Here is a 24,866-nt window from a genome sequence, read left to right as displayed (position 1 = left end):
ACTTTAAGAGTGCACGTGATCAGACAGTGTTCTTGTTATTGGTCTTGCATCAGGCTCCGTCAAAAGAGAGTACGCGGCCAGCGCCATCACTTTGGTGCTGTCAACGAGATCCTCAATTCCAACAAATTCGTCCGGCCTATGCGCCATCTCAAGTTTGCCTGGACCATACGCAATACAATCGTGCAAGTGGCCCAATCGTGTTATGTGCTTCTGATCATAAGTCCCCGGAGAGACAACATATGATGCATCCTTTTGAAGCACGTCTTTAATTCCGCCTGCAACAGCGCGAGCGACTGGGGAGTCCTTCTCTGCCATCACGGGGAGAACTTCAAGGAGATCCTTAAGTTCATATTCGAAATTTCTACGTGTTTTACGCAGATTTTCTAATATTTCAACTATCTCTTGTTTTACATCCTCCAGAGGCTCCTCAATCAGGAATCGACGATCCAGTATGATGCGGCAACTATCTGCAACGCAAGGGGAGGGAAGACCATCGTATCCTTCATCCTGCCCGCCATGTAAGGAATTGATATTTAACGTGGATGATCGGGCGCCTCTAGGAATAACCGGCATTTGTGTTTGTTTTTTGCTGAGCGCAGGGTAAAGCTCGTTTTCCAGCACATTCAGGAAAGCACTCATGTGACGAATTGCGCTGTCACCCAAAAACGGCATTGAGCCGTGAGCAATCGAACCACGCGTCTCAATTTCACTCCACCACACCCCTCGGTGCCCAAGACAAACCTGATCCTTGTGCAAAGGTTCGGGGATGATCACATGGTCGACACGTGGTTTGGAAAAGTAGCCATGTCTGGCAAGATAAGCCACACCGCCAAGGCCGCCGGATTCCTCATCAACCGTTCCTGATATCTCGATGGCACCACAAAACTCTGGGAAACATTCAATCAGACTCTCTGCCGCGATTATGGAAGAAGCCATCCCACCTTTCATATCACAGGCACCGCGCCCAAAGACCTTTCCGTCCTTTACCACGCCAGCAAAGGGATCAACCGTCCAGCCATACCCCACCTCGACAACATCAATATGGGAGTTGAAGTGGACACAAGGACCGGGACCGCGACCTTCATAGCGACAAATGACATTGATACGCGGGTAGCGGTCAGAGTCTCCAGGGGTGCTCTCTCCTCTGACATACTCGACAGCAAAGCCTTTACGCTTCAAGCGCTCGCCGATGAACTCTGCACAGGGACGATAAGCTTCTCCGGGAGGGTTGATTGTCGGAAAAGCTATCAGGTCACGAGTGAGCGCAACAAGCTCATCCACTTTCCGCTCAACGGATTGGCTTAATTCCTCCCGCATCTTCCCCCCAGAACAAATGCTTAAATGAATTAAGTGATATCGTGACCGTTCCCAAATCGACTGAATACCCCTGAAAAATAATGGAGTATCTCGGAGCACGCAGACTGGTAAAAAGCCTTAATTATTTTCGAGAGAATGTGTGGAACACTGAAACTCCACGTGTTTTGAGGGTTTTGGGCTACAGCATCTAAGTTTACGAATAGTCTATTCGTTTGTTTGAAAGTGATCCTGAAAATATGACTGGCAATAGCATAAGCAAAATCACACCTGTGATTCTGTCGGGTGGGTTTGGATCTCGCCTCTGGCCTCTGTCCCGTAGAGAAAGGCCAAAACAATTCTTGCCAATCTTTTCAGGTCAAAGTCTCTTTCAAAAGACATGTGAGCGTGTCAGCTCTCAGCAGTTCCGTGCACCGCTGGTTATCTCAAATCAAGACCACCGCTTCCTGATCGGTGAGCAAATGGCCGAACTTGGGATAGAGCCACAAGCTATCGTGTTGGAGCCATGCGGACGAAACACGGCTGCTCCCGCTGCTCTTGCTGCACTCATGGCGCTTGAAACAGATAAAAACGCAATTGTCCTCCTGTTACCATCGGACCATCTGGTCGCTGATGATAAGGAGTTCTTGTGTGCTGTCGATGCTGCTCATGCAGCTGCTGAAGCTGGCCAGATCGTCACATTTGGTATTGAGCCAAGTGAACCCAACACAGGTTATGGCTATATCAAACTCTGCGAGGGTGGTGCATCTGTCCGCAAAGTTGATGCCTTTGTCGAGAAACCGAATCTGGCAACGGCTGAAGAGTTCCTCAAAGACGGCAACTACCTTTGGAATGCTGGCATCTTCATGTACTCCGCAGCTGCCATGCGCGACGCCTTCTTAAAACATGCACCTGACATCTGGGAGCAAGTTGCTAGGGCCTCCAAAAACGCACGACGCGATCTGGACTTCCTGCGGCTTGAAGAAGAAGCCTTCGCTCAGGTGCGCAACATCTCCTTCGACTATGCGATTATGGAAAATGAAGAGAACGTCGCCTGTGTTCCAACTGATCCGGGTTGGAGTGATCTTGGATCATGGCCTGCGATTTGGGAGTCTATGGCGAAGAATGATGAGGGTAACTCGGCTTTGGGCGAAGCGATCTTCGAACAGTCCAAAAATTGCCTCGTTTATTCTGAAGATGCCCTCGTCAGTGTTGTAGGGCTTGAAGACGTAGTGGTCGTCAACACCAAGGACGCGCTTCTGGTTGCCGCAAAAGATAAGGCACAGGACGTGAAGAAGGTGGTGGAGCAGCTGGACAAGGCCAATAGGCCGGAAACCGTACAGCATCGCCGTGTATACCGTCCATGGGGCTGGAGCGAGCGCATCTCTGAAGGTGAGCGCTTCCGCGTCCAGTCCATGATGATTGAGCCCGGCAAGGGGCTGACCTTGCAGCGCCACATCCACCGTGCAGAGCACTGGGTTGTTGTAAGTGGCACGCTGGAAGTGACCATTGATGGAAAAGATGAGCTGATTTCAGAAAATCAGTCCGTGTTTGTCCCGCTTGGCGCAAGGCACAAACTACAAAACCCGGGAAAAATCCCGGTTCGCATGATCGAAGTCCAGTCCGGCGCATACATCGCCGAGGATGATATCCTGCGAGTATAACGTGAATTTGAAAACCGTTGGGTGAGAAACGTCTCACAACCAAACGGAGTTTGATAAAAGCGTCACGTCTCTGCATTACCAGTGACCTGAAGCTTGTCTAGGAGAAATTATGTCAGTTAAGCCGGTTTCACAGCTAACGCCAAACACCTTGGCCTATGAAACGACACCGTTGGTCAAGCCGACCGGTTTTCGCGAGTACGATGCACGCTGGCTCTTTGAAAAAGAGATCAACCTGAAGGGCATTCAGGCGCTGGGCGAGGGACTTGGAACCCTCATTCATGAACTTGGCGTACGTCCTGAGATCGTCACCGGTCACGACTTCCGCGGCTACTCCGCATCCATCAAGATGGCACTGGTCACCGGCCTGATGTCGGCAGGCATCAAAGTGCATGACATCGGCCTCGCCATGTCTCCAATGGCTTATTACGCGCAGTTTGATCTGGATGTCCCATGCGTTGCCATGGTCACCGCCTCCCACAACGACAACGGCTGGACTGGTGTGAAGATGGGCGCAAACCGTCCACTGATGTTTGGCCCGGAAGAAATGGGCCGTCTGAAAGAGATCGTGCTGGAAGGGGCCAGTGACCTACGCGGTGGCGGAGCTTACGAATACCATCCTGATTTGACCGATCGCTATATCGCAGACCTCACAGAGCGTGAAAAGTTCAAGCGTCCAATCAAAGCTGTCGTCGCATGTGGCAATGGCACCGCAGGTGCGTTCGCACCGCGTATTCTCGAAGCGCTAGGTGTTGACGTCATTCCGCTGGACTGCGAGCTGGATCACACTTTCCCGAACTACAACCCGAACCCGGAAGACATGAAGATGCTTCATGCGATCCGTGACAAAGTGCTGGAAACCGGTGCTGAAGTCGGTTTGGGTTTTGATGGTGATGGTGACCGCTGTGGTGTGGTCGACAACGAAGGCGAAGAGATCTTCGCTGATAAAGTCGGCGTCATGCTGGCTCGCGATATCTCCGCTCTTCATCCGGAAAGCCAGTTTGTGGTTGATGTAAAATCAACTGGTCTGTACCACACCGATCCTGTCCTCAAGGCCAATGGTGCAAAGACTGATTACTTCAAAACAGGCCACTCCTACATCAAGCGCCGCGTAACTGAGCTTGGTGCTGTTGCTGGTTTTGAAAAATCCGGCCACTACTTCTTCAACCCGCCAATCGGTCGTGGATATGATGACGGTGTTGTCTCTGCGATTGCCATTCTGGATATGATGGACCGCAATCCGGATAAGAGCATGGCTGACCTGCGCCGTGATCTGCCAAAGACCTGGGGCTCCCCAACCATGGCCGCCAAATGCGCGGATGAGATCAAGTACGATGTGGTTGATCGTGTGGTTGCGCGCTTCAAATCCATGCATGCTGACGGCGCGAAGGTATCTGGTCAGGATATCGCTGATCTGATCACCGTGAACGGTGTCCGTGTTGTGTGTGAAGATGGAACATGGGGGCTTGTCCGTGCATCCTCCAACAAACCAGAACTGGTTGTTGTTGTTGAAAGCCCGGTCTCAGAAGTGCGCTTGCACGAGATGTTCAAAGCAATGGATGCAGTTCTTCGCGAGAACCCAGAGGTTGGTGACTACAACCAGACACTGGCAGAACTCGCTTAAGACACCGCTTGCAAAACATACCAAAAAACGCCGACCTGTATGGGGCGGCGTTTTTTGCTTTAGGCGCTCTGCTTACCTTGGGCAGGTTAGTAGCCAGCGAAGTAGAGCAGGTCCACGATGTATTTGCGCATTGCAGGGCCATGTGGCGCGGGCAGGCCAACAAGAGCATCATAAAGGCGGACCTCACTGTCACACAGTTGCTTGTCGGTTGGATCTGCAGCGAAAATACGGCTTAGGGAATCCATTGGATACACCTTCATCAGCGCATCAAATGCCGGGTTCGCAGGCAGATACAAATCTGCATCAGTCGGCTTATCCGCAGGCTTGCCAATCACACGTACTTTCTTCTGCGCAGGCTCAGCGGTGTAATGGATCACGAGCCCGTCGTCCTTGGCTTTAACCTGAGCATCCGCGAGCAACTGGAACAGCGCGAGCCCTTCCTGCGTGCTTTCACTCTCTACCACGGTGTAGCTGTCCAGAAACGCACCAGTGGAACCGGAAAAAACCTGAGCACAAACCAGCTCACCTTTGCTTTTCTTCAGTTTTAAGGTGAGAGCACGTTTGGCCTTGAGGGCCGTGATGATCTTATCGTCATCAGCATATTTTAGCAGTGGGCGATAAACCTGAAGTGCGCGGTAAAGCAAGTCATGCAGACGCTTAGCCAGCACGCGCTCATCTGCCCCTGATTGAATCTCTTTCTCAATCTGGCTCTGCAGGTCCTTGTAAAGATTCGGAAATTCAATCTTGATCAAAGGCAGGGAAGGGATATCCGGTGCAAGAGTGTCCAGGAGAGCCTGCTGACCTTTGCCATCAGCTGCATGGCTTTCCTGTGTGAGGGATCCGCCAAAATCAAAGTAAAGCAGGGTCGCGACAATCGCGACAACAATCATAGGAACGCCAACGAACTCCGCAAGCTTACCAATCATCTCATTTTGCCTTCAAGTTACAGTCGGGAAGTGGTGCGCACTGTATATTATAAATTATCAAAAATGACAATTTATAAATTTGAAGGCTTAATTCGGATTCTAATTCAAAGCGTTACAGATGATTTCTAAAGAGATCTTTCTCCTGTTTTACCAAATCACCAATGAAATCAGAAACCGCTTGAATGCGGCGCAGGTGTCGTGCGCTTTCATGGGTAACAAGGTAGTAGCTGCGCGAAATACGACGTTTGGGAAGCACTGGAACAAAATCGTCATTACCATCTGCAATGAACCCGTGAAGGATTCCGATCCCGCTGCCTGCCCGCACAGCTTCGGTCTGGCCGAGTGCGCTGGCACATTCCAGGCGAGACTGCCAGTCCTTGGAAAATTCTGCGGAGTAGTTGAGCGAAGAGGCAAAGATCAGATCGTCCACATAGCCAATCAGGCGATGTTCTTTCAGCTCTTCTTCGTTCTCCGGCAGCCCGTAGCGTTCAGCATAAGCGCGAGAAGCATAAAGACCCAATGAGTAGTCAGTCAACTTGCGGCTCACCAGACGCCCGTGTTCAGGCTGACCAACCGTAACTGCCAGATCAGCTTCGCGCTTGGAAAGAGAGAAAGCCCGGTGCAGCGGCACCAGCTGGAGCGTAAGGTCAGGATAGCGTTCATTCAGCGCCCCCAGACGTGGTGCCAGAAAAGCCACCCCAAAGCCATCGGGTGCACCAATGCGCACAGCACCGGAAAGCTCCACATCCGTCCCACCGATCTCCGCGCGGGCGGAAAGCATCTCTGTTTCCATCGATTCAGCAAACTCAAAGAACCGCTCACCTTCGCTGGTCAGCGCACACCCCGTGGTGCGCCGATCAATGAGCTTCGCCTGCAGAGCAGTTTCAAGAGCAGAAAGGCGGCGGGCAACCGTTGCATGGTTGAGGCCAAGCCGCTGTGCAGCGCCCAAAATCTGTCCGGAGCGCGCCACAGCAAGAAACACTCTTGCATCATCCCAGTTCATGATTTTTGATAGCTCCCAGTCTACATGCTGCACGGATCGTACTTTAATTTTTGCACAACGGTTTCGGATATTATCTCATTGATATGCGAAAAATATAGTTCATGCTAGGGGCATAAAGAAATTCGCTCGCAGACCTGTAAAACGCATGTGTTTGCGGGCCGCAAGAATAGACTTGGAGAGGGAGGACCTCATGGAAGAGATCGGTCATTTTATCAATGGTAAGCGCGTTGCTGGCAAGTCCGGCCGCACTGCAGACGTTTTCAACCCTGCAACCGGTGAAGTAACTGCAAAGGTTGCTTTGGCAACTGCAGCAGAAATGCAGGAAGCTGTCGCCGTCGCTGAAAAAGCGCAGCCAGCATGGGCCGCAACCAACCCACAGCGCCGCGCTCGCGTAATGATGAAGTTCGTAACTTTGCTTCACCGCGACATGGACAAGCTGGCATCCAAGCTGTCTGCTGAGCACGGTAAAACACACCCGGACGCTAAAGGCGACGTGATCCGTGGTCTGGAAGTTGCCGAATTCTGCATCGGCGCACCACACATGATGAAGGGTGAGTTCACTGAGGGCGCAGGTCCTGGCATCGACATGTACTCCATGCGTCAGCCACTGGGCGTTGTTGCTGGCATCACGCCATTCAACTTCCCTGCAATGATCCCGATGTGGAAGTTCTGTGTTGCGATCGCAGCTGGTAACTCCTTCATCCTCAAACCATCCGAGCGCAACCCGTCCGTGCCTATGATGCTCGCTGAGCTGATGCAGGAAGCTGGCCTGCCAGACGGCGTTCTGAACGTTGTGAACGGCGATAAAGAATCCGTAGACGCGATCCTTGATGATCCAATCATTCAGGCTGTTGGCTTCGTTGGTTCCACCGCGATTGCTGAATACGTTTACACCCGCGGTACAGCTTCCGGTAAGCGCGTTCAGTGCTTCGGCGGCGCGAAAAACCACATGCTCATCATGCCAGATGCTGATCTGGATCAGGCTGCTGACGCTCTGGTTGGCGCAGGCTTCGGTGCTGCTGGCGAACGCTGCATGGCGATCTCCGTTGCTGTTCCTGTTGGTCAGGAAACTGCAGACCGCCTCATCGAGAAACTCATCCCACGCGTTGAAGCTCTCAAAGTTGGCCCTTACACTGCGGGCGACGACGTTGACTTCGGTCCAGTCATCACCCCACAGGCACGTGAGCGTATCCTCGGTCTGGTGAACTCCGGTGTTGAGCAGGGTGCAAAGCTTGTTGTTGACGGACGTGACTTCAAACTGCAGGGCTATGAAAACGGTAACTTCGTTGGTCCTTGCCTGTTCGACAACGCAACCAAAGACATGGACATCTACAAAGAAGAAATCTTTGGTCCGGTTCTGACTGTTGTACGTGCAGAAACCTATGAAGAAGCTCTGAGCCTGCCAATGGATCATGAGTACGGCAACGGCACTGCAATCTACACCCGTGATGGTGACACTGCACGTGACTTTGCAAGCCGCATTAACATCGGCATGGTCGGCATCAACGTTCCAATCCCTGTGCCGCTCGCATACCACACCTTTGGTGGCTGGAAGCGTTCTGGCTTCGGCGATCTGAACCAGCACGGCCCAGATGGCTTCAAGTTCTACACCCGCACCAAGACAGTGACATCCCGTTGGCCTTCAGGTGTGAAGGAAGGTGCAGAATTCTCTATCCCAACAATGGGCTAAACCTTCGGATTGACAGTTTGAAAGGCGCTCTTCGGAGCGCCTTTTTTATTCGTTGCTACCAAGAGGATAGGCGCAAGGTGCGGCACCAACCGCGCGGCAGGGCTCATAATAGACAGTGTTGCTGGTGCTTCCGTCATCCCACGTCAATTGCACTGCAAGGGCCTGCACTGTCCCACCAGGGAACTCCATGACGTACGGCTTATGAATGCTCTGTGCTTCTACGCGGAAGGGGTATTCAGGATCGCAATCAGGAATAGGAAAGCTCTTATCCAGATCCTTGGAGTCAATCGAATACTTAATTTCTTTCAGCCTGCAGCGCAGTGACATGATGGGGGCAAAGTTGATGATCTGCTTGTTGTCCAGAGTCTGGAAGGTGATCCAGCCTTCAGGCTCTAGGTCACTAGCCATCGTCTTGAAAATGTCCAATGGCGGAATCACATCATCCCGTTCTGCAGTAAACCCGGCTTTTTCAGAGGCAAAGGATGAGGAGGCAAGGCCCAGGCCCCAAATTGCCGCCAGACACAGGCGGCGAAAAGAGCAAAACATGGCAGGTTCTCTCCTTTTTGTTGTTATTCAGCAATATCAACTCGTTAGTTCGATGTAGGCTGAGAGCTATAAGAGAACTCGGGGACCCTAGCGGAAAGCAGTTAATATTCCCGAAAACTCGGGGATCCATGAGCCATTTTGATTTTTATCGTGGCAGCTCTTCGGTAAAACCCCGTAAACCTCGGCAAAGCAACGCTCTGCGGGGCACCTATGATCTCTCAATATGCGCACCTGTGCGCTTATGTCCCATACAAATTGGGGGGTCTTCGCCTCTGAGTTTGTTGCGATTTATTAAAAAACTGGAGTAATTCTAACGAGCGTGTTGCAATCATGGACCGGACGGGTCGATTCCATTGCGCAAGCAAGTCTAGGCAATTGAAGAGCTTTTTCGGAAATTACCTAAATGAATTACAGGCAGATGCCCCGGCGAAGAGGGAACCGGACAAGCGGAATGACTGAAAATCTAGCAAACGTAACAGAGCTATCCGATGCAGATGTTGTGGAGGCAAATGCCCCCGCCAAAAAACGTGGACGCAAAAAGTCCGCGGGTCAGGTTTGGCTGCAGGATGCCGTTCGCCCGGAAATGAAACTGGTGAAACGCGGTGCAATGTTACAAGGCCTCTCGGAACTCCTCTGGATTCCGCAGGCAGCATTATTGGCATTGGCAATCGCTGGCCTGATCGATCCACACGGACCGGGCCTGGATCCATTCTATGCAACAGCCTCTATACTTATCTTAGCCGTGATCCGCCATTTTCTGCGCATCAGGGGCGGTGAGATAGCAGTTCGCGCAGCCTCTAAGGCGCGCCACAGACTGGAAACCAGTCTGCTGAGCAATCTGACCAACCTGTCACCGGCTACCGAACTGCCTGCAAGTGGTAAAATCGCGTCCATCGCGGTGGAGCACATTCAGGCAATCGGCCCTTATCTTGGTCGTTTTCTACCAATTCAGGCGCGCCTTTCACTCGTCCCTCTCGTGTTGATTGCGTCTGTCGCCTATGTCAGCTGGTTTGCAGCTCTGTGTCTGCTGATCTTTGGTCCGCTGGTGCCGGTCTTCATGGCAATCGTTGGTATCCGCGCCAAGAAAGCCAGCGACCGTCAGCTCGGTGTTCTTGCCGATATGGGTGGGCTGCTGCTGGACCGCCTCAGAGGCATGGAAACCCTGCGTCTGTTTGGTGCGGTGAAACGCTCTGAGGACGATATCCGCAAACTGGGTGGTGACTTCCGCACATCCACCATGCGTGTTCTGCGTATTGCCTTCCTCTCCAGCACTGCGCTGGAACTGTTCAGTGCCGCTGCAATCGCCATCACCGCAATCTATGTCGGCTTCTCTCTCCTTGGAGACTGGAGTTTCGGCACATATGGCTCACCGCTCACACTGGCCGGTGGCCTGTTCGTTCTGATGATCGTTCCTGAATACTTCGCACCACTTCGCGCCTTCGCGGCAGCCTATCATGATCGCGCCGCAGGCATTGCGGCAGCAGATCATATCGTTGAATTGCAAAAGCAGCTGGAGGACGATGGTCAGGCAGATATCATCGGGACCGGGCTTGATGTTGTGCCACTGCCTGCAACCGGTGCGCTGACGATCCGAAACCTGAGTGTTTCCCGCGGTCACCGCAAGATCCTCGCTGACGTCAACTTGTCGTTGGGCGAACCGGAGCTAGTCGTTGTCAAAGGCCCGAGTGGGACCGGTAAATCAACCCTGATGGATTGCATTCTCGGCTTCTTACCAGCTGATCAGGGCCAGATTGCTTATGGCGGACTGCCGCTCACCTCATACGGCTTGACCAACTGGCAACAGTCTATCTCCGTCCTTTCGCAAAATCCTGAGCTGTTCCACGGCACGTTGCGGGCAAACCTGCGCCGCGCTGATCAGTCAGCAGACGATGCAACACTCACACAAGCTTTGAAGCTTGCTGCTGTTGATGAGTTGCTCGCCAAAATCCCGGGAGGCCTCTCAGGCCAGATTGGTGAAGACGGCAAGGGCTTGTCATTAGGGGAGCGTCGCCGCTTTGCGTTGGCACGTGCTGCCCTGCGTGAGGACGCAAGACTGATTATTGCAGATGAACCAACTGCAGATCTCGATGGTGCAACCGCACAAAAGGTTGTTGCGGCTCTTAAAAAGCTGGCACACAACAAGCCAGTTCTGGTCGCAACTCACGATCCGCGCGTTGTCGGCTCAGCCGACCGCGTGTTGACGCTGAAAGAAGGTGTGCTGGTTGATCTGAATGAACGTGAAGGAGAAGAACAATGAGATCGTCCCTTCGCATCATCTGGCTTTTGCAAAAAGAAGAACCGCTCGCATTCTGGGGTGGTCTGTTCCTAGCATTCCTCCCAGCCGCAGCAGGCATCGCATTGCTGGCAGTCTCTGGTTACTTCATCACCGCAACGGCCCTTGCTGGCCTCTCCGCAGGTGCAGTTGCTTTCAATACCTCATCTGCGGCAAGCAGTATCCGCCTGTACGCCTCCATGCGCATCTTCGGTCGCTATATTGAGCGGGTGATCACGCATGACGCGACCTTCCGTTTTCTCGCGAACCTGCGTTCCGGCGTTTTTCGCGGCCTTGTTGCCCGGGAAAGCAACGGCACACTGAGCCAACGCTCCGCGACGGCGCTCTCCCGCGTGGTGAGTGATGTGGATCAGCTTGATGGCCTGTTCCTGCGTCTTGTGGTGCCTCTCGCCTCTGCAACTATCATCACTGGTCTGACACTGGTTATCCTGTGGCAGTACTCACCAATGGCGTCGATCGCTCTGGGGGCAGTTCAGGCAGCAGGCCTTACTATTTTGGCAAAATCAGGCGGTCATCGCCAAAAGGCGCAGGCGCGCAAACTCAATGCAGCGCGTGATGCTTTGCGCGTTCGCGTGTCTGATCTGGTGCGTGGTCGCCGCGACCTCTCCGTCTTCGGCGGTCTGGAGCAACAGCGTGTTGCCGCACTCAAAGCAGTCAACCAACTGGACGATGTGCAAGAGCAGAACGAACTGACAGACATGCGCAATCAGGCTGTGGTGAGCACCATGAGCCAGGTGATGGTGGCTGTCACCTTCCTGTTTGCGGCCTATTCCTATCAGCAAGGTCAGATGGAGCTAAAGCACATTGCTTTGTTCGCCTTCGTTGCTTTGGCTCTGCCAGAGCTGCTCATCTCCCTTGCCAACAGCGCAGGCAGCTGGAGCAAGATGTCAGGCGCAGCTGACCGCGTCCGGTCCCTGCTCACAGTAGGGCAAGACAGCGAAGCACTTCAGAACGCCCGTAGCAATTCTGAAACACCTTTATTTGAAGTTGGCAAAGATGCTTTGAACCTGAAGGATATCCACTTCGCCTACACACCAAAGGCAGCTGCCATTCTGGATGGTGTAGACCTCGCGCTGCCAACTGGCAGTCGCACCGTTGTGATCGGCCCAAGTGGTGCCGGTAAATCCACGCTCGCAGCTATCGTGGCACGTCTGCAAACGCCGCAATCTGGTGCAATCCAGATTGGCGGTGTCGAGCTTGGCGGTATGGCAGAAGACAAACTGCGGGCTGCTCTGACTGTTGTCGGTCAGCGTACGCAGATCTTCCACAGTACTATCGCAGAGAACCTGCGCGTTGCCCGTGAAGACGCAACCGATGCCGAGCTTTGGGAAGCGCTGTCTCATGCTGGCCTGAAGGAGCTTGTTGAAGGCAGACAGGAAAAGCTGGAAACCCATCTGGGTGAAGGTGGTCTGGGTCTGTCCGGCGGTGAAGGTCGCCGTCTGGCATTGGCTCGTGCGTACCTGCGTAATCCGGAAATCTGGGTGGCGGATGAGCTGACAGAAGGTCTCGACCATGCCACTGCAGACAAGGTGCTCGCATCTTTCCGCGCCATGACCAGAGGCAAAACCGTCCTCATGGTCTCTCACCGCGCCAGTGAGTTGGAAGGTGCAGACCGCGTTCTGGTCCTTGAAGATGGCAAGTTGGGCGAAGTCACCCTGCCACTATCCGACGAGATCAAAGGCCGTCTCCGCGACGATTGATCCGGGAAACCGAGTTTAAAAGAAAAGCGCAGCCTCAGAAATGAAGCTGCGCTTTTTTGTTCTCTCAATGATCGCAAACCGGATCAGATAAACAGCATCAAGCTGCGATCTGACGCCCCGGTGTTTCGTGATCAGACCCACCGTTGTTGTAAAGGCCGCCGAAGCGATTGGAGAGGAAGTCATCCAGATTGATGCTTTCCTGCTTCACAAAGCCTTTGGCGTTCAAACTACCATCCATGAGCAGATCCAGCGTGGCGCAGATGCTGGCTGCCGTTGTGATCTGAATACCGCTCCAGTGCTTGCCCATGATCTCACGGTCATTGACCACGTGAGAGTAGGACTTCTGCTGGAACCGACCATCTTTCATGCCTGTGGCGGTGATGAAGATGAGCACGCGGTCCTGCATGGTGACCGGAATGGAATCTTCCATCACTTCTTTCAGCAAGTCACGCTTGTTGATGAAGCCCAGATCCTTCAGCAGCAGCTCCATGATGTCCCGGTGACCCGGATAACGGATGGAGAGATAACGCAGGCTCTGCACCTTGTCCTTCAGCGTCTCAGAAAGAGAACCCAGACCACCGGACGTGTTGAATGCTTCATAATCAACGCCATCCAGAGAGAAATGCTGCAGACCGGCCAAAGCTGGCACCTTGGTCAGCTCGCCGTTCTCAATGGCAAGACATGGGTTGCAGTACTCGTTGATCAGGCCGTCAGTGGACCAAGTCAGATTGTACTTCAGCTTGTTGGTCGGGTAGCGGGGCAGGGCGCCCACACGCAGATGCAGGTCTTCAAGACTGTCAAACTGCTTTGCAAGATCATAACCTGCGATGGACACAAAACCAGGTGCGAGGCCGCATTGTGGAGCAAAGGCCTTGTTGGCGCCTTCTGCAATCTTCTCCACTTCAGCAGTACTGGCCACATCTTCGGTCAGGTCAAGATAGTGACAGTCTGCATCTTTTGCGGCCTGCGCGATCACTGGCGTCAGGAAAAACGGTGCAGCTGAAATGACAGCGTCGCATCCTTTAAGAGCTCCTGTGAGTTTTCCCAGGTCACTCACATCCAGTGCTTCTGTTGTCACATGCGGCACGTCCAGCGCACTCAGCGCTTCCACACTCTGGTCCAGTACCTTGATCTGATAATCACCTGAACCTTGTAGCAGTGCAGCGATCATCCCACCGATCTTACCTGCACCCACAACAGCAACATGATGTCGGCTCATAAGCCCCTCCAAGCTTGTTTCTATTGACTAAGAGTCTACGTGAAAACACTGCCGGAGTTTACGGGGCAACTTGCCGAAATGACGTTTTATTTCGTGTAAATGACGGTAACTATGTTATATTGACATTAAAATTGTAAATATGACGAATTTTACGTGTATTGCTCACACGATTCGAGACAAGGAAAGCAGGCAAAAAGTGCCACTTAAATCGAATGGGCAAAATAAACGAATGCTCAGGATCTGTTACTTCTCAAGGCTATAGGTATTTTGAGGCATGAATGGTCGTTGTCGCTCAAACTTCTTCGTCAGCACGATAGAGGACCGCGTGCGCTCAACACCTGGAATAGCAGCAATCTCGTCCAGCACAGCATCCAGCTCTTCCAGACGGTCAGGCTCAACAATCAGGCAGAGATCAAATTCACCGGAGATGGTCAGACAGCTGCGGATTTCAGGGTAGGACTCCAACTGAGCAATCAGTTCGCGAGAGCGTTGCTGGGCAACGGAGAGCATGACAAGAGCCTGAACCCGCTTCTGATCCTCTTGGTCTCCCAAAATAGCTGTATAGCCGATAATGATGCCTTTGCGTTCAAGCCGGGCAATGCGCTCTTGAACTGTTGAGCGGGCAACGTCCAGCCGCCGTGCAATGGAAGACACCGGTTCCCGAGCGTTTCCCTGCAAGATGGCAATTAGCTTGCGGTCCAGCTCATCCTTAATCTCGGCCATAGAAAGTCCTTTAAATTTTGCGGCAATATAACAGGCATCTCGTTAATTTGGCAGTAGGATCAGGCAAAACTAACAGTTTACTGGCTGTGGGCTGAGCGAACCTGCTGAGATCAATAGGGTATTTACCCCGTCATTTTGAGTTTTGCCCAGTCTTGCATAATTCACAAAAAGGTCGTTGCACTCCAAAATATGTGACGTTATAAAGTAACAAATCGAATGTAATATTATAACAAAGTAGTTGTGGAACGTATGAAGCATCTCTTAGGTTCACTAAGCATTCTCGGTATTCTTGCCGGAAGCGTATCCTTTCCTGCTCTGGCTCAGGCCGAGGTCAACGTGGTGGCATCCATCAAGCCAATTCACTCTCTTGTGGCAAGCGTGATGGAAGGCGTAGGCACGCCCGGTCTGGTGGTGGAAGGGGCAGGCTCTCCACACACCTACAGCCTGCGTCCGTCAACAGCCCGCAAGATCGCCAATGCAGATGTGGTGTTCTGGGTCGGTCCTCAGTTGGAAAGTTTTCTTGAAACCCCGCTTGAGAACCTTGCAGACGGCGCAACCATCATGACATTGAAAGATGCCCATGGTCTCACGCTCCTGAACTTCCGTGAAGGTGGCAACTTTGAAGGTCACGACCACGGTGATCATGCTGTCGAAACCGCTGAAGAGCATGCAGCACACGCCGGTGAAACTGCAGAAGAACATGCAGAACACGCCGACGAAGGGCATGAAGAGCATGCCGATCATGACCATGAGAAGCACGAAGAACACGCTGATCATGAAAAGCATGAGGAACATGCTGACCATGAGGCGCACGATGAGCGTGGTGATGAAGCCGTAGACATGCACATCTGGCTGGATCCGCAAAATGCGATCGCCATGCTGCATGAGATTGAAGAAACCCTCTCAAAAGCTGATCCTGCAAACGCGGCCAAGTATGCTGCCAATGCAAAAGCCGAAGCCGCTGAGATTACTGAGGTCTCTGAAGCACTGAAAGCAGACCTGAAGAATCTCCAGACCAAGCCGTTCGTGGTGTTCCACGATGCTTACCGCTATTTTGAAGAGGCTTACAACCTCAATGCAGTCGGCTCAGTCACAGTCAGCCCGGAAGTGCTGCCGGGGGCAAAGCGTCTGTCTGAAGTGCGTCAGAAACTGGAAGGTTTGGGCGTCAGCTGCGTCTTCTCTGAAGTACAGTTCAATCCGCGCATGGTTGCGGTGCTGAAAGAGGGGACAGGCGTCAACTCTGCAGAACTTGATCCACTCGGATCAACGCTAGACTCAGGCCCGCAGCTTTACACCGAGTTGCTCAAGGAAATGGGCGGTGCCTTCAACACTTGCCTCTCCGGCAACTCTTAGGTCTAAGAGATAACAAGAACAATAGGTCAGAACAGGCAGTGCAATGTGAACGAGCACTGTCTGTTTTGTATACCCCCAACTCAGCCACAGGCGGCCAGCGCAACTGCAAAGACCTCACCAGTTTTAGCAAGTGCCAGTTTTCGCAAGTGCCAGTTTTCGCAAGTGAATGTGCTAGAAAGAAACGTGCGAAGGCAGTTTGCCTGCCCCAAGCTTAAGGCAGATTACATAGTGCCGTTTTCTTCCAGCCTGTGGCTCCATCTTTCCAAAATACCCTCAAGCGCGTCCCGATCTTCTGGATCCAGAATCTTGAGCATCTCAGCTTCCATCTCAAAGTGCGCGGCAGCTGCTTCCTCCACAAGTGCGCGGCCTTTGTCCGTTAAATGGATCATCAGAGCCCGGCGATCTTCCGGATTGGGATTACGGCACACCAACCCCAGCTTTTCCAGCTTGTCGAGGCGACTGGTCATGGTGCCAGAAGTCAACATGCTGGATTTGGTCAGCTCGGTCGGGCGCAGTGCGTAAGGCTCACCACTTCGCCGCAGCGTTGCCAGAACATCAAAATCCCCCGTTGCCAGACCAAACTTCGCAAAGTTTGCGGAAAGATCTTTGTTGATCTGCATGTTGAGGCGCATCATCCGGGCCAGCACATACATTGGGCTGGCATCTACTTCAGGATATTCGCTCTTCCACTGGCGCACGACGCGTGCAACGTGATCACTCATGGACACTCTCAATAATCTGGCTTGCAGCAATACAGAGGTATATTGCAGAGGAATTACTTGAGATCAAGATACTTGACGGATCTGCGTATATATCCTAAGCATCAGATCGAATTAATTTGAGATCAAGATAATTGAGGTCGAAGTACATGCTTGTTCAGCTGCGCACGGCGCTTACGCCCGCAATTTGGGGCACCACCTACGCCGTTACAACGTTGCTCTTGCCAGCAGAAGACCCTGTCTGGATGGTGGTTTACCGGCTGTTGCCTGCAGGCTTGTTGTTATTGGCGTTTGCTCCGGGCTTGCTCAAAGGCCCATGGGTCAAGAGAGCGATGACCATCGGCCTGACCAATCTCTCCATGATCTTCTTTGTGTTCATCGCCGCTTTTCGCCTTCCAAGCGGAATGGCCGGAACTCTTATGGCAACACTGCCCTTGCAAATCATCTTTTACATCTGGATTTTGGACGGCAAGGCGCCTGTTGCCCGCCAGCTCATTGCATCTCTCATCGGTCTGTTCGGTGTCGGCATGCTGCTGCTCGGCGCTGTTGAACTGGACTGGATTGGTATCGGCGCCGCAATGGCCGCCTGCCTGAGCACCTTCACCGGCGTTTACCTCAGCGGCAAATGGGGCAGACCAGATGTCAGCATGGTAACGTACACAGGCTGGCACGTCACATTAGGCGGCCTCTACGCCGTACCAATCGCACTTGTTTTGGAAGGCGCAGCTCCTGTGCCGGACCTGAACATGGTGCTGGCATTCTTCTGGATAGGCATTTTGGGAATGGGTCTGGCTTCGGTCAACTGGCTGAAGGGGATCGTGCAGCTCAACCCAACAACCATTGGCTTCCTGTCTCTGGTCAATCCGGTATCCGCGGTTTTGTGCGGTCAGCTGTTGGTTGGGGAGCAGTTTGGCTTACGCCAGTGGGTCGGCATTCTCATCGTATTAGGAAGTATCGTGTTTGCGCTGAAGAGACCGAGCGCTGCAAAGGTCGCGGCACAAACCAAAGATGCGGCTGCAACCAGTTAGAGCGCATTCCCGAAAGGGGACACTGATTTTCAGATAGGAATAAGCGCTCCAAATTGAAAAACTATGGATTAGCGCAGGTAAGCGATATAGGCATCCTGCGCTTTTTGCATGGCCTCAACCTTGTCGTTGACGTCACCTTTGCACACAACACCATTGTGATGCAGCTCCCACCGCCATGGCTTACGGGCTTCATCATCACCTTCGCGATGAACCCGCATGCTCATCTCGGTATTGAGAACGCCTGTCCCTACAGTGTGATCCGGAACATTTCTCCAAAGCTGTCGCCACTGAAACTTCTTGGACATAGTTATCTAACACCCGATGTTCTTCCTATGTTCTCATTGTGAAATGATTCCATTAAAATTCTCCTAACGGATGTTAAGGATTAAATCTGAGAGGGCATGAAAACAGCCCAAACACGGGGTTGCGCCGCTCATTTTTTGATGAAATTTTCTGTTCCCAAACACCACGTCTTAAGCGATGTCTAGCATGGAAAACCAGATTATCTGCTCGGTTTTGGTGGTGCCTTGACCTTACCGTCTGGCGAGACCGTACCTTTGGAACCGCCTTCCAGATCGAAGCGGTAGGCATCTCTGTTCACGGCATCCTCTTCGGCTGTTTCCAGCTTAGTCTCAAGCTGATCAACAACTGCCTCACTGGAGATCTCAAAACCCTTGCCCTTGATCGGCTCGGAGAACGGTTCGGTACAAAGATCAGACCCCCATTGAGGCTTCAAACCGTGGTTGGCAGCACCCAGATTCACCTCAACAGCAGAGTGGTGCTCATCGCCAACCAGATATCCGGTCGCCAGCCATCTGCCCAGTTCCTTCACCTGGTTCTCGGCATTGTCACCTTCCAGCCCCAGTTCCTTCATCACCCCTTTACCTAGCAAGCGAATGCCGGTGAGGAAGCGGTCTGTGGTACCGGACGGACCAGCAACGGTTGGTTTGTTGTGCAGGTCCGCATCCTTGGCAAAGCCTGTGCCGTCTTTAACATCCCAAACAGAAAAACCGGGCTGGTGTTCAACAATAACCTTGTCCTTCGGCATCTCACCGGCTTTGACAGGTTTGTTTTCTTTGAACTGGTAGTCTTCTCTGTCGTGCCGGTTACGCGGATTGGTCTTCGCAAAATTAATCTCGCGTTCTGTCAGACGTTTGTTCGCTTCCAGATCAGCAGCCGTTGCCCACGCACCATCGCCGCCTTTCTTGCTGCGCTCACGATACTTCCGCTGGTTCGCTGTCAGGCTCTGACCTGCTAGTGCATCATTCTGCGGAACGGGTCCGTCAACTTGTTCACTGCCCGGCACTTCGCCGTAGAGCTCTGGGTTCTCCGAGGCGTTTTGCTTGTTCTCATTCCGATAAGTGTAAAGCTTCAACTCATCTGGAGCCGTGCTGTCCGGTCCCGCGCCACGAGGGCGGCCAAACTTGAAGCTGTGCAAGTAATCGATGTCGATGATGTCTTTCATCTTCTCCTGAAGTTCAGGGGAGTGATAGATCTTCTCCATAGCCTTTCGGAAAGCAGGGGAGTTGGACAAATCGAAATAGGCCGTGCCTTTTTCGCGGATTGTCACATCGCTATCTTCTTTGCCCTTCTTGGCACCGTCGACAATCTTGGTAAAACCACCAGCACCCAGCTGACCGACAACACCGTATTTCGGATTGTCGCCTGTATAAGCCTGCATAGCATCCAACATGCCCTTGAGCTCGTCGTCACCTTCAAGCCGCGTGAATACGGTCACTATGCTCTTGATCAGACTGTCAGCTGTCTTGTGTGCGGCCGGACTATCAGAAGCAATCTGCGCCATCGATGCTTCAACGGCTTTGTTGTCAGCAACGCTCAGCACATCAGCTTTGGGCATGCTGGCTTCTATTTGCTCAGCCTGCTGCACACTATCAGGAAAATCGATACCAAGATGCTGACATACGCGTTTCGCCCAGCTCAGCTCGTCTTGATTTCCTGAACTCTCAGGTTGTTGTTGTGCACCACCAAGCATCGACACACTCCTCAGACAGATGACCATTTATTCTCATCTCACGACAATGTCTGGGCCGTGTTGCATGGGGTTTAAAATAATCGATAAAATATTGAGAGGAGCGTTCACAAAGATCACAATGGTTATATCGGCATTGTTATGTTGCAAGTGGTTTGATTAAAACACCGCTGATCACCGTTTAAAGGTGGTTCTCCAGCACCTTCAGCAAAACCGAAGGCACTGGAGAGACTTTTAGAAATTATACGCGAGAAACAACCATTTAGCGCTACAGGCTTAACAGATGACGGTGTCTCACGATGTTGTTATTGTGCAAGATACTGCGGAGCCGACTTGAGGTAACTCCCATAGGCCTGCGCATTGGGATAGGAGAACTGCTCTGCAACAGGATTACTGCGCTTGCGTTTGGCCGCTCCAATATCTTCCAGCAGTTCATCAAAATGCTTGAAGTGGAATGGAGCTGAGCACAATCCGCCATAAACCTGAGCTGCTGGTCGGTCATCACGTCGCCAATCCAGCATCTCATTAATGTTCTGGCGCATCTGTCCATCCGTTGGTTGCTTCTCCAGCTGCCCATCCGCATAGCGCACCAGCCAGTTGGCAATCATCTCTGCAGAAAGCACCGTGCAGAAGCTGGAATTGAAGCCCACAAACCCCATTTCTGGCAGGTCAGGGTTTACAGAAAGACGGTAGGTCCGATACTGCCCGTCTTCTTCAATCAGCTTGTCACGATACTCTTTTGCCAGATACGGAATGCCCAGCTTCCACCCCACCGCAAGCACCGAAACATCACAGCCCACTTTATCGCCGCTCGTTAGCACTGCCTGACCATCTTCATAATGATCAATTGTGCCTTGCATCGGCTTGATGATGCCGCTCTTGAACCCTTCAAAGAGCCCAGGGGTGACAATGGGAATAGAGCAGGAAATGTCCTTCTCGATCGGCACTTTCGGCACCATATCCCACTTCTTCAGCCCCAACTGAAGCTTCAGCAACATTTCAAGACCGCGGAAATTCGCCCAAATCAACGGTTTCGCAATCGCAGCCATTGCCTTTTGCAGCGGATTTCTGCCCCAGCTGTTGAACTGCAACTCCTGTGCCCGCATGTAAAGCAGCCGTTTGAAGTTGATGCCACCCACAAAATACGGCACCCGCCACACTGGCTCACGATACACCAATGTCACCTGAGAGGCCCCGTTTTTCGCCGCGTTCACCGCCACATCTGTTGCTGACTTGGACCCGCCCAGCACCACCACCCGTTTGCCCTTAGCAAGGGAAGGGTCGGTATAGTCGGATGAGTGCATGACATGTCCGCCCTGCGCCTCAAAGCTGTCCTGTCCCGGATGGCTGATAATGTTCTTTTCAGAAAACTGTCCCGTTGAGATGACGACAAAATCGAAGTCTTCTTTGCGAACCTGCCCTGCCGCATCGAGCGTCAGTGTCCATCCCGGCTGGCCGTCCTCCCGGCGGTCCATAGAGAGGACCGACGTACTCAGCTGAAACAACCGATGCAGCTTGTGCTTGCGAGCATAGGAATGCAGATAAGCATGCACTTGCGGCCCCTTGGGCCATTCCGGATATTCCTTGGGCATAGGATGATCCGTATAACAATACAGATCTTTTGGAGACTGGGTCTGCACCCCCGGATAGGATCTGGAAAGCTCCCAGACCCCGCCAAAATCGTGGGTGCGCTCATAGCCAAACACCCGGTGCCCACGTTCGTCAAAGGCTTTGGCAGCCGCAAGACCGCTCACGCCGCCGCCAATGACAGCAACTTTCTTCTTCTTCACCATGTCAGCCACCTTTATTCCGCTGGCGGCGGTAAGAAGTCGACTTCATGCAAGGCAGAGATGCGCACAAGCTCTTCTGGATCTGTCACGCAGTCTAGGGCCTCAAATAGATCATAGAGCTTACGGGAAGGGGCCACGCCAAACACACAGGTTGCTTCATCGCCGGAGCGGTTGAAGATCCCATGCGCAATTCCGCGAGGCATTCTGATTGTGTCTCCCGGTCCCGCTTTGTGGCAAGCTTCCCCAAACTCCACCTCAAGGGCACCAGTCAAAACTGTGATCCACTCATCCTGTGTTGGATGAATGTGCGGTGGCACAAAGGTCCCGTCCGGAATAGTTGCATGCCAGATAAACACGTTCTCGGTCAGCACTTTAGGTGTGTATGTATGGCCAACAACATTCCAGCTGGTGTTGTCATTAAGGCCTTCCCCCACAAGCGTTACACCTTGCAAAGCACCTTCCGGCATCAAGATTTGATCAGACATAATTTCCCTCCTCATCAATAGAATAAAGTGGCTGTTTAGCTCTGATTATTTATTTTGAAAATTTATCAATCTATCTCCGCAATGCCTCCGTCATGAATACATAGAAATACTAGGCATTCAGGCGGTCTTGGTCAGGTTTATCTCACATCTGCGAGATAAATAGTTATCTAGTCTGGATAGATTCTTTTTTAAACTTAAAACAATGATATCTGCGAGGAGAGATAGTTCAAGCTTAAAATGTTATGGGGCTCTACAAACTATCGATTTTGGAGGGTGAAATCAAAAATGTAGAACGCATAGGGAAGGACGTAACCAGCGGGATTTGCTGGGGTTCGTCTGAGAAGGTTTCGGTTTTTACAATGTAAAATAAAATTATGCAGAGCCCTCACAACATTGGAAAGACTCTGCAAAATACTCGTAGCAGCTGTTAGATGCGTGTCATCTCGTTCACTGTAAACGCGTCAACAGCGCCCTCTGTTGCCACCATGTAAGCAGCCAGATGCGGGGCATTCATGTGCTCCTGCCACAGCTCACGGGTCTCCCAGTTCTCATAGAACATGAAGTGACCAGAATTTTCATTGTCCACGTGCAGGTCATATTGCAGGCAACCAGCTTCAGCGCGCGTTACTGCAATTAGCTTCTCCAGTTCTGCCTTCACAAGATCTTCTTTGCCCTTAGCGGCATGGATGTTGGCGACGATGGTCAAGGTCATAGGAGCAATCCTCTCTTTTGTTTTGCTGGCAGAGAACCTATATAGACGCTATATCAATAACAAGTACGCACAATTTGGGCCTATAGGTACAGAAAGTATACTAAGACGTGCTCCCGAAAAGTGGTTCCGGTTTTCGGATAAGAGTACGTGCAAAAAAGGCTTAGAGCCAGTTGTTTGAATGCATATGAAAGCAACCTGCTCTCAGGAGATAATATGAGTGATAAAAACCAACGCTTCGAGCAGTACAATTGCAGTCAGGGATGTCCGGTAGAAGCTGCTCTGGAACTGATTGGCGGCAAATGGAAGGGCGTTATTCTCTACCATCTGATGGAAGGGACACAGCGCTTTGGCGAGTTGAAAAAACAAGTCGGAACAGTCACTCAGCGCATGTTGACCAAACAATTGAGAGAGCTGGAAACCGACGGTCTGGTCTCCCGCAAAGTCTTCGCTGTGGTTCCGCCTCACGTAGAATACTCACTCACACCAAAGGGCGAAACTCTCCGCCCCATTATCACCGCACTGCGCGATTGGGGCATCTATCATGCTGTACGGGAAAAGGAAGAGGCCTGAACGACGAAGAAAGAGCGTATCAACCAGAATGAACATAGCGTTCAAGCCGGGATACGCTCAAAAGATAAGACATAATATGGCGTAGGGGTAATCTGGCTTCTTTAATGGCCCTCACCAAACGGCCATGAAAATGGCCAGAAAAACGGCCCAAGCCCAACCGTGCAGAAAAACAGGAAGTAAGCACCAATCATGCGCACCAGATCCAGTTTATAAAGCGCCAGCGCCGCCTCATAAAACACGTAGGCACTAAACACCATAAACCCAACCCCAAGCAGCACCTGCACGCCCAGGATCACCAACTCCTGAAAAGACCGCGAAGCCTCCGGTTGTGTCACACCACCACCCATATCTCAGCCTCTCTCTATCCAAAACACACCCAAAACCCTACCAGATCCCACAATCATTCACACCCCACAATGTTGTGTGTGGGGAGGGATGCAGTCCGAATGCCGCTAGTTCGTACACACTAACTGGTGCTCATAAGACCTCTCATCGCGGTTCTCATGCAAAAAATAATATCAACCAGAAATCTGGAAAAAAATAAGATGAAAACAACTCACTCAATAGGAGTAAAAACTAGTTTTTAAATCTATAATTGCATAGTGCATATAATTAAATCTGTGGTTGATTTATGAGGGTTAGCTAGTTTCATCGATTGAACGTAGTTGGGATTTTTTGAATCAATTGAGAGTAAAATCATATTTGAAATCAAATATTTTTAGCGACAACGTCATGGCGTGATTTTTATTTTCAGAGGTTGTCATGTCTGATTCTGTTTCTTCAACTCCTCCCAGCAATACGCTTGATTTCGGCCTTGTTGAGACGGTGCTCTCAACACAAACTGCTCCGGAACCGACATTTTCGGATGAGCGGGAGAACACTTACGTCTACGAATATGGCAGCAGCCATGACACGATCATCGACGTGCAAGCAGACAGTTCCGAGATCAACGAGCTGGTTATCGGGTCCGGCTACTACCCACATGAAGTACAGTTCAGCCGCCCGTCCGGAACGGACAATGACGATCTTCTTCTGACGTTCCGCAATGGTGGCACGCTGCTGATCAAGAACCAGTTTGCCGATGGTCAGGGCCTCCAGACCATCCGCTTTGTTGAGGCTGACTATTTTGTCCTGTCCGGCTACCAGATCATGGAAGCCACGTTTCACACCACAGAGGGTGATGACGTGGTGCACGGCAACAATCAGGGCGACACGCTTTACGGCCTTGGCGGCAACGACACTCTCCATGGTCATGAAGGTGATGACACACTGATCGGTGGGTATGACGACGACACGTTGTTCGGAGGATCTGGCAACGATACTTTGAACGGTGAGCATGGCGATGACACTTTGGTCGGTGGGACCGGCAACGACACCTATAAATATGAATATGGCAGCGGCCATGACACGATCATCGACGTGCATGCGGATAGTTCCGAGATCAACGAGTTGGTTATTAGTGATTACCACCCATATGAAGTGGAGTTCAGCCGTCCGTCTGGCACGGACAGTGATGACCTTCTTCTGACGTTCCGCAATGA

Annotated in this window: 22 protein-coding genes; 9 read left to right on the top strand and 13 right to left on the bottom strand. The window is 52.0% G+C overall.

Annotated features, from left to right (window positions below; all coding sequences use genetic code 11):
• Positions 1-3: 3 nt before the first annotated feature.
• A complete protein-coding gene (locus PsWM33_RS23865; RefSeq protein WP_063301875.1) occupies positions 4-1,317 on the bottom strand; it encodes an acetylornithine deacetylase/succinyl-diaminopimelate desuccinylase family protein in 1,314 nt (437 codons plus the stop codon).
• A 236-nt stretch (positions 1,318-1,553) separates the two neighbouring features.
• Between PsWM33_RS23865 and PsWM33_RS23860 the strand changes: the two genes are divergently transcribed.
• Both PsWM33_RS23860 and PsWM33_RS23855 read left to right on the top strand, forming a co-directional pair.
• Positions 1,554-2,957: a mannose-1-phosphate guanylyltransferase/mannose-6-phosphate isomerase gene (locus PsWM33_RS23860; protein WP_063301874.1), complete on the top strand. Its 1,404-nt coding sequence runs from the start codon at positions 1,554-1,556 to the stop codon at positions 2,955-2,957.
• Between the two features lie 109 nt (positions 2,958-3,066).
• Entirely contained in the window at positions 3,067-4,578 is a 1,512-nt protein-coding gene (locus PsWM33_RS23855; protein WP_063301873.1) for a phosphomannomutase/phosphoglucomutase, read from the top strand.
• Positions 4,579-4,664: 86 nt separating this feature from the next.
• Here the strand turns inward: PsWM33_RS23855 and PsWM33_RS23850 are convergent, their stop codons facing one another.
• Positions 4,665-5,504, bottom strand: a complete 840-nt coding sequence (locus PsWM33_RS23850; protein ID WP_063301872.1) for a hypothetical protein — start codon at positions 5,502-5,504, stop codon at positions 4,665-4,667.
• Between the two features lie 112 nt (positions 5,505-5,616).
• A complete protein-coding gene (locus PsWM33_RS23845; RefSeq protein WP_063301871.1) occupies positions 5,617-6,507 on the bottom strand; it encodes a LysR family transcriptional regulator in 891 nt (296 codons plus the stop codon).
• A 190-nt stretch (positions 6,508-6,697) separates the two neighbouring features.
• Here PsWM33_RS23845 and PsWM33_RS23840 point away from each other — a divergent pair, with 190 nt between their 5' ends.
• Positions 6,698-8,197, top strand: coding sequence for a CoA-acylating methylmalonate-semialdehyde dehydrogenase (locus PsWM33_RS23840; protein ID WP_057465938.1), 1,500 nt, complete (start codon positions 6,698-6,700; stop codon positions 8,195-8,197).
• A 45-nt stretch (positions 8,198-8,242) separates the two neighbouring features.
• Here PsWM33_RS23840 and PsWM33_RS23835 read toward each other — a convergent pair whose 3' ends face one another.
• Positions 8,243-8,743, bottom strand: a complete 501-nt coding sequence (locus tag PsWM33_RS23835) for a hypothetical protein (protein ID WP_208980737.1) — start codon at positions 8,741-8,743, stop codon at positions 8,243-8,245.
• Between the two features lie 451 nt (positions 8,744-9,194).
• Here PsWM33_RS23835 and cydD point away from each other — a divergent pair, with 451 nt between their 5' ends.
• Positions 9,195-11,000, top strand: a complete 1,806-nt coding sequence (gene cydD, locus PsWM33_RS23830; protein WP_063301870.1) for a thiol reductant ABC exporter subunit CydD — start codon at positions 9,195-9,197, stop codon at positions 10,998-11,000.
• Positions 10,997-12,736, top strand: a complete 1,740-nt coding sequence (cydC, locus tag PsWM33_RS23825) for a thiol reductant ABC exporter subunit CydC (protein WP_063301869.1) — start codon at positions 10,997-10,999, stop codon at positions 12,734-12,736. Before cydD ends, cydC begins: the two co-directional genes overlap by 4 nt.
• Before the next feature lie 97 nt (positions 12,737-12,833).
• Here the strand turns inward: cydC and PsWM33_RS23820 are convergent, their stop codons facing one another.
• Complete coding sequence (locus tag PsWM33_RS23820; protein ID WP_063301868.1) at positions 12,834-13,955, bottom strand: saccharopine dehydrogenase family protein; 1,122 nt, start codon at positions 13,953-13,955, stop codon at positions 12,834-12,836.
• 243 nt (positions 13,956-14,198) lie between these two features.
• On the bottom strand, positions 14,199-14,678 hold the full coding sequence (locus tag PsWM33_RS23815) for an Lrp/AsnC family transcriptional regulator (RefSeq protein WP_057465942.1): 480 nt from the start codon (positions 14,676-14,678) through the stop codon (positions 14,199-14,201).
• A 249-nt stretch (positions 14,679-14,927) separates the two neighbouring features.
• On the opposite strand from PsWM33_RS23815, the gene PsWM33_RS23810 reads away from it, so the two are divergent.
• On the top strand, positions 14,928-16,031 hold the full coding sequence (locus tag PsWM33_RS23810) for a zinc ABC transporter substrate-binding protein (protein ID WP_063301867.1): 1,104 nt from the start codon (positions 14,928-14,930) through the stop codon (positions 16,029-16,031).
• 221 nt (positions 16,032-16,252) lie between these two features.
• Here the strand turns inward: PsWM33_RS23810 and PsWM33_RS23805 are convergent, their stop codons facing one another.
• On the bottom strand, positions 16,253-16,753 hold the full coding sequence (locus PsWM33_RS23805; protein WP_063301866.1) for a MarR family winged helix-turn-helix transcriptional regulator: 501 nt from the start codon (positions 16,751-16,753) through the stop codon (positions 16,253-16,255).
• Positions 16,754-16,899: 146 nt separating this feature from the next.
• On the opposite strand from PsWM33_RS23805, the gene PsWM33_RS23800 reads away from it, so the two are divergent.
• On the top strand, positions 16,900-17,778 hold the full coding sequence (locus PsWM33_RS23800) for a DMT family transporter (RefSeq protein ID WP_063301865.1): 879 nt from the start codon (positions 16,900-16,902) through the stop codon (positions 17,776-17,778).
• A gap of 68 nt (positions 17,779-17,846) precedes the next feature.
• On the opposite strand, the gene PsWM33_RS23795 is transcribed toward PsWM33_RS23800, so the two are convergent.
• From PsWM33_RS23795 to PsWM33_RS23775, 5 genes are all read right to left on the bottom strand, one after another.
• Entirely contained in the window at positions 17,847-18,083 is a 237-nt protein-coding gene (locus PsWM33_RS23795; RefSeq protein ID WP_057465945.1) for a hypothetical protein, read from the bottom strand.
• Positions 18,084-18,280: 197 nt separating this feature from the next.
• On the bottom strand, positions 18,281-19,771 hold the full coding sequence (locus PsWM33_RS23790) for a hypothetical protein (protein ID WP_063301864.1): 1,491 nt from the start codon (positions 19,769-19,771) through the stop codon (positions 18,281-18,283).
• Positions 19,772-20,073: 302 nt separating this feature from the next.
• A complete protein-coding gene (locus tag PsWM33_RS23785; protein ID WP_063301946.1) occupies positions 20,074-21,561 on the bottom strand; it encodes a flavin-containing monooxygenase in 1,488 nt (495 codons plus the stop codon).
• An 11-nt stretch (positions 21,562-21,572) separates the two neighbouring features.
• Positions 21,573-22,043 (bottom strand): cupin domain-containing protein, encoded by a 471-nt coding sequence (locus tag PsWM33_RS23780; protein WP_082827131.1) that lies wholly within the window; start codon positions 22,041-22,043, stop codon positions 21,573-21,575.
• Positions 22,044-22,470: 427 nt separating this feature from the next.
• On the bottom strand, positions 22,471-22,755 hold the full coding sequence (locus PsWM33_RS23775; RefSeq protein WP_057465947.1) for a putative quinol monooxygenase: 285 nt from the start codon (positions 22,753-22,755) through the stop codon (positions 22,471-22,473).
• A gap of 213 nt (positions 22,756-22,968) precedes the next feature.
• On the opposite strand from PsWM33_RS23775, the gene PsWM33_RS23770 reads away from it, so the two are divergent.
• Positions 22,969-23,325, top strand: a complete 357-nt coding sequence (locus PsWM33_RS23770) for a winged helix-turn-helix transcriptional regulator (RefSeq protein ID WP_063296340.1) — start codon at positions 22,969-22,971, stop codon at positions 23,323-23,325.
• Between the two features lie 101 nt (positions 23,326-23,426).
• Here PsWM33_RS23770 and PsWM33_RS23765 read toward each other — a convergent pair whose 3' ends face one another.
• Positions 23,427-23,672, bottom strand: coding sequence for a hypothetical protein (locus PsWM33_RS23765; protein ID WP_063296341.1), 246 nt, complete (start codon positions 23,670-23,672; stop codon positions 23,427-23,429).
• Between the two features lie 415 nt (positions 23,673-24,087).
• Between PsWM33_RS23765 and PsWM33_RS23760 the strand changes: the two genes are divergently transcribed.
• Positions 24,088-24,866, top strand: a 779-nt coding sequence (locus PsWM33_RS23760; protein ID WP_275078575.1) for a calcium-binding protein, incomplete at its 3' end; no start/stop codon positions are given.

It is taken from the genome of Pseudovibrio sp. WM33 (genome assembly GCF_001623165.1).
In the GTDB taxonomy this organism is placed as follows: domain Bacteria; phylum Pseudomonadota; class Alphaproteobacteria; order Rhizobiales; family Stappiaceae; genus Pseudovibrio.
Note: the sequence above shows the minus strand (reverse complement) of the source record. Positions and strands in the feature narration are given on the sequence as shown.